Raw genomic sequence first — 922 nt, 5'->3', positions numbered from 1 at the left:
TGTTGTTTTACCAGCATCTTTGTCACCAGCTTTGTTTTCATCATCAGAAATTTTGCCATCTTTGTTTGTATCTTCTGGGAATTTAATTTCTGGGTTGCTTGGTTTTCTGCTAAATTCGCTGTCAAGTTGTACGTTAGCATGTATAGCTGTGCTTTGGTTACCAACTAGATCGACTATTCTATAGCTTGGGCTTTCGAAGTGTTTTCCTGATAAAGTTGCTTCGTATTCAAAGCTTTTACCTAGATCGTCACTTGATAAGACTTTTTCGATCTTCCATTTACCATCTTTTCCAAGTACTTGAAGAACATCACCTGCGCTTACAGTGCCATCTTTTGGTATCTCTACTTCCCAGTGGATCTTACTATCTTTTAAATTCTTAGCTTCTTCTACGCTTAGAACTCCATTGTGATCTGCATCTTCTTTTATAGATACTTTTGGAGCACCGATAGTTGTATCAACTTCTAGTGCAGAAGTTGCTTCGCTAGTGTTGCCAGCTGCATCTGTCACTACTGCTTTTATAACGTGAACACGACCAACAAGATCTGCTAGTGGCTCTTTATAGTCGCTTGGTTTAAATTCCCAGTTGCCATCTTTGTCAGCTGTAGCTCTACCAAACTCTTTATTATTATCATAAAGAACTACTTCTTGATTTGCATCAGCTGTACCCTTTATGGTTGGCTTGTTGTCGTTTGTGTTAGTACCTGCAACATTGCCTTTATATACGCCACCCTCTACATTATCAATGATGCCTGTGATCTTGACATTTGGAGCTGTAAAGTCTGAGTCTATGCTGCTAGATACTTCTTTACTAGCATTACCAGCTTGATCAACGATCTTAGCTGTTACGCTTGAAGCTTTACCATCAACTACTGGTACTTTGATCTCTACATATCCAGTTACTCTGTCATTGTAAGTAATAGTA

At 38.7% G+C, this 922-nt stretch carries 1 protein-coding gene; it reads right to left on the bottom strand.

What is annotated here, in order from left to right; genetic code table 11:
- Window positions 1-922, bottom strand: a 922-nt coding sequence (locus tag CYO89_RS10315; RefSeq protein WP_181001875.1) for an Ig-like domain-containing protein, incomplete at both ends; no start/stop codon positions are given.

The sequence above is a fragment of the Campylobacter concisus genome, from assembly GCF_002913765.1.
In the GTDB taxonomy this organism is placed as follows: domain Bacteria; phylum Campylobacterota; class Campylobacteria; order Campylobacterales; family Campylobacteraceae; genus Campylobacter_A; species Campylobacter_A concisus_BB.
This window is presented reverse-complemented; position numbering and strand designations above follow the sequence as displayed.